Source organism: Ruminococcus sp. CAG:330 (assembly GCF_000437175.1).
Classification (GTDB): domain Bacteria; phylum Bacillota; class Clostridia; order Oscillospirales; family Ruminococcaceae; genus Ruminococcus_C.
Window position 1 is genome coordinate 1 of record NZ_FR898075.1, and the last position, 3,550, is coordinate 3,550.

Here is a 3,550-nt window from a genome sequence, read left to right on the forward strand (position 1 = left end):
TATAATAGTAACATGTTATTTTAGAGTCGAATCCGGCTCTATCATACAGAAAGCAAAAAGGAGAATGTGATATGTGGAAAAAAAGACTGGTACCGCTGATTCTGGCAGCAGCAATGCTTGGCGCATGCGGAGGATGCGGCGATAAGACTTCCGACAGCAAGTCAGCCAATGCAGATGATTCGAAATTCATTGTTGGTTTCGACGCAGCATTTCCGCCGTATGGCTATCAGGACGACAACGGCGAGTACGTTGGATTCGATCTGGATCTTGCCGCAGAGGTTTGCAGTAGAAATAACTGGGAACTGGTAAAGACCCCCATCGACTGGGATGCCAAGGATATGGAGCTGAACTCCGGCACCATCAGCTGTATCTGGAATGGCTTTACCATGAACGGCAGAGAGGACGACTACACATGGTCAGAGCCGTATGTGGACAACAGTCAGGTATTCGTGGTCAAGGAAGACAGCGGCATTGCGTCATTCGATGACCTCGCCGGAAAGACCGTTGCAGTACAGACCGATTCCTCTGCACAGGCTGCACTGGACGAGGACGAGAACGCAGATCTGAAGAACTCGTTCAAAGAGTTGCTGGTTGTCGGCGACTATAACACTGCTTTCATGAATCTGGAAGCCGGTGCTGTGGACGCCATTGCAATGGATATCGGCGTTGCCAACTATCAGCTGGAATCCCGCAGCGGCGGATTCACGATTCTGGATGAACCGCTTGCAGCAGAGCAGTACGCTATCGGCTTTAAGAAGGGCAACACAGAACTTCGTGACAAGGTTCAGAAGACACTGGACGAGATGGCAGCAGACGGAACTTTCGAAAAGATCGCAGAAAAATGGGATCTGCAGGACAGCGTTACTCTGGGAAAATAATCACAAAAGAGGCTAGTTATGTCATTTCTAGAAATTGTCATGCAGCTGGGGGACAGCACGCTGCAAACGCTGCTGATCTTTGCCCTGACGCTGCTGTTTTCCATTCCGCTGGGCGTTTTGATCTGCGCCATGCGGATGTATGCGTGGAAACCGCTGCAGTGGATTCCACGACTGTATATCTCGGTTCTTCGTGGCACGCCGCTGATGCTTCAGCTGCTCGTGGTCTATTTCGGCCCGTACTTTCTCTTCAACATCTCGCTGAGCACCTCCTACCGGTTCTATGCGGTCATCATTGCGTTTTCTCTGAACTACGCCGCATACTTTGCGGAGATTTTCCGCAGCGGTATTCAGTCGATTCCGGTGGGACAGTATGAGGCATCCCGCATTCTGGGATATGGAAGATGCCAGATGTTTTTCCGAATCATTCTGCCGCAGACCATCAAACGGATTCTGCCGGCAGTCACCAACGAAACCATTACGCTGGTAAAGGACACCTCGCTTGCCTTTGCGATTGCCTACACGGAATTGTTCACCGAGGTCAAGCAGATCGCAGTGGCGCAAACCTCCATGCTGCCCTATCTGGCAGCGGCGATTTTCTACTACGTGTTTAACCTGCTGATTGCTGGCATCATGTCCCTGGTAGAAAAGAAACTGAACTACTATAAAATTTAAGGAGGGCACATCGTGGAAGAATATTTAACGATCACACATTTGAAAAAACAGTTCAACGATGTGCAGGTGCTGAAAGACATCTCCCTGACGGTTCGGAAAGGGGAAGTGGTCTCTATCATCGGGCCGTCCGGTTCGGGAAAGTCCACCTTACTCCGCTGCGCCACCTTTTTGGAAACGCTGAGCGGCGGTTCTATCGCCTATATGGGGGAGGTCGCAGCACAGACGACAGAAGCCGGAAAGGTTGTCTATGCGCCGAAAAAGCAGTTCCAGCAGATTCAGAAGTACTTCGGGCTGGTGTTCCAGAACTTCAACCTGTTCCCGCACTACTCCGTGATGAAAAACATCGTAGAGCCGCAGCGCTTGCTGCTGAAGCGCTCCAAACAGGAAGCGGAAGAGGTGGCGATTCGTCTGCTGAAAAAGGTGGGGCTGGAGCAGAAAACAGCTGCCTATCCCTGTGAGCTGTCCGGCGGACAGCAGCAGCGTGTTGCCATTGTGCGTGCGCTGGCGCTCTCGCCGTCCATCCTGTTCTTTGACGAGCCAACCTCGGCACTGGATCCGGAACTGACCGGAGAAATCCTGGAAGTCATCCGGCTTCTGGCAGAGGATCACATGACCATGGTGATCGTCACTCATGAAATGCGCTTTGCGCAGGCGGTTTCTGACCGTGTCATCTTTATGGCGGACGGCATGATCATCGAAGAGGGTACACCGGACGAGATTTTTGTACATCCGAAAAAAGAGCGTACCCAGCAGTTCCTGAACCATTATGCGGACTGAGTCGGTTCTATAAAGCAAAACCCGGTAGGCGAAAATGTTTCGCTTGCCGGGTTTTGTTCTGTGTGTCTGGAAATAAAGACAACAAAAAACCGCTCTTCTTTGGAAGAACGGTTTTACTTTGGTGGGGTGGGAGATGGGATTCGAACCCACGATCTTCGGGACCACAATCCGACGCTTTAACCAGCTAAGCTACACCCACCATATATGCGTCCTCAGCGGGACGATTTGGCGCGCCTTACTGGATTCGAACCAGTGGCTTACTGCTTAGAAGGCAGTTACTCTATCCAGCTGAGTTAAAGGCGCTTCTTGGAGCGGGTGATGGGAATCGAACCCACGTAGCCAGCTTGGAAGGCTGGAATTCTACCATTGAACTACACCCGCAGTTTTCAGTCGCTCGTTTGTTTTTCTTGTGAACCTCACCGGCGACTATATTATTATAGCATAACTCTGTATAAAAGTCAAGTTTATTTTTTTAGAAAATAGAACCGAAGCACAAGAATATATTGAATGTTTCAATTAAGAAAGAAAAGAAAAATGGCTTTTTGACATATTTTCGGCAGACAGCCATGTTTCCAGCGCTGGCCAGATGCGTTCTGTCAGTTCGCACCCGTGCCGGTAGTATTGGTCGATTTTTTGCGTATCTCTGGTGAACAGCGGAATGGAACGAACCTCTGGCTGAATTACGAACACTGCCCCTGTTTTTTGCGCCTGCTGCATTCGCACGATTTGTTCCTGATAGCGTGCAATGCGGTGCAGCAGTGCATGATGCAGCGCCGGATATCGTTTCCGATAGGCGACAGATAAGAGCGGACGGAATTTCCGGTAATCCGTCGGCTGACACCCATCGTGTCCCGTCAGAACTACGATCACTTTCTGACACCCCTGTTCCAGCAAATGCTGAAACGGAATGGGGTCTGCAATGCTCCCGTCTACGTAGTGCCTGCCGTCAATTTCAACAGGAGCGCAGATCATTGGCAGCGCACAGGATGCCTGCAGCGCCTGTAAAATCTCAACTTTCTTATTGTTGCCTGTCAGGTACGCTGACTCACCGTTCTCACAGCAGGTCGCCACGCAATCTGTCTGCATAGAGAAGCGAAAGTAATCGGGGAAGTTCAGCTGTTCCGCATATTGGGATGCCATTTCATTCAGATTCAAAAAGCGTCCCGTCCGCAGCATGTGACAAATGCCGAAGTACGGCTTTTCGTTCTGCATGAGCATCATCT

4 protein-coding genes and 3 tRNA genes are annotated in these 3,550 nt (G+C 50.5%); 3 read left to right on the forward strand and 4 right to left on the reverse strand.

All coding sequences use genetic code 11. The features are described from left to right. Window positions 1-71: 71 nt before the first annotated feature. The 3 genes from QZL66_RS08415 to QZL66_RS08425 are packed head-to-tail and all read left to right on the forward strand — an operon-like array spanning window position 72 to window position 2,327. Window positions 72-878, forward strand: a complete 807-nt coding sequence (locus tag QZL66_RS08415; protein WP_022411277.1) for an amino acid ABC transporter substrate-binding protein — start codon at window positions 72-74, stop codon at window positions 876-878. A gap of 18 nt (window positions 879-896) precedes the next feature. Then, the gene (locus QZL66_RS08420) at window positions 897-1,550 is read left to right on the forward strand and encodes an amino acid ABC transporter permease (RefSeq protein ID WP_022411278.1); all 654 of its coding nucleotides are present in this window, start codon (window positions 897-899) and stop codon (window positions 1,548-1,550) included. Between the two features lie 12 nt (window positions 1,551-1,562). Next, window positions 1,563-2,327 (forward strand): amino acid ABC transporter ATP-binding protein, encoded by a 765-nt coding sequence (locus QZL66_RS08425; protein ID WP_022411279.1) that lies wholly within the window; start codon window positions 1,563-1,565, stop codon window positions 2,325-2,327. Window positions 2,328-2,449: 122 nt separating this feature from the next. Here the strand turns inward: QZL66_RS08425 and QZL66_RS08430 are convergent. From QZL66_RS08430 to QZL66_RS08445, 4 genes are all read right to left on the reverse strand, one after another. Continuing rightward, window positions 2,450-2,526: transfer RNA gene (locus QZL66_RS08430), tRNA-His, on the reverse strand. Window positions 2,527-2,553: 27 nt separating this feature from the next. Next, window positions 2,554-2,630 (reverse strand) — tRNA-Arg (locus tag QZL66_RS08435). 4 nt (window positions 2,631-2,634) lie between these two features. Beyond that, window positions 2,635-2,708: transfer RNA gene (locus QZL66_RS08440), tRNA-Gly, on the reverse strand. A gap of 135 nt (window positions 2,709-2,843) precedes the next feature. Then, window positions 2,844-3,550: DUF6363 domain-containing protein (locus tag QZL66_RS08445; protein WP_022411280.1), on the reverse strand; the 707-nt coding region annotated here is incomplete at its 5' end.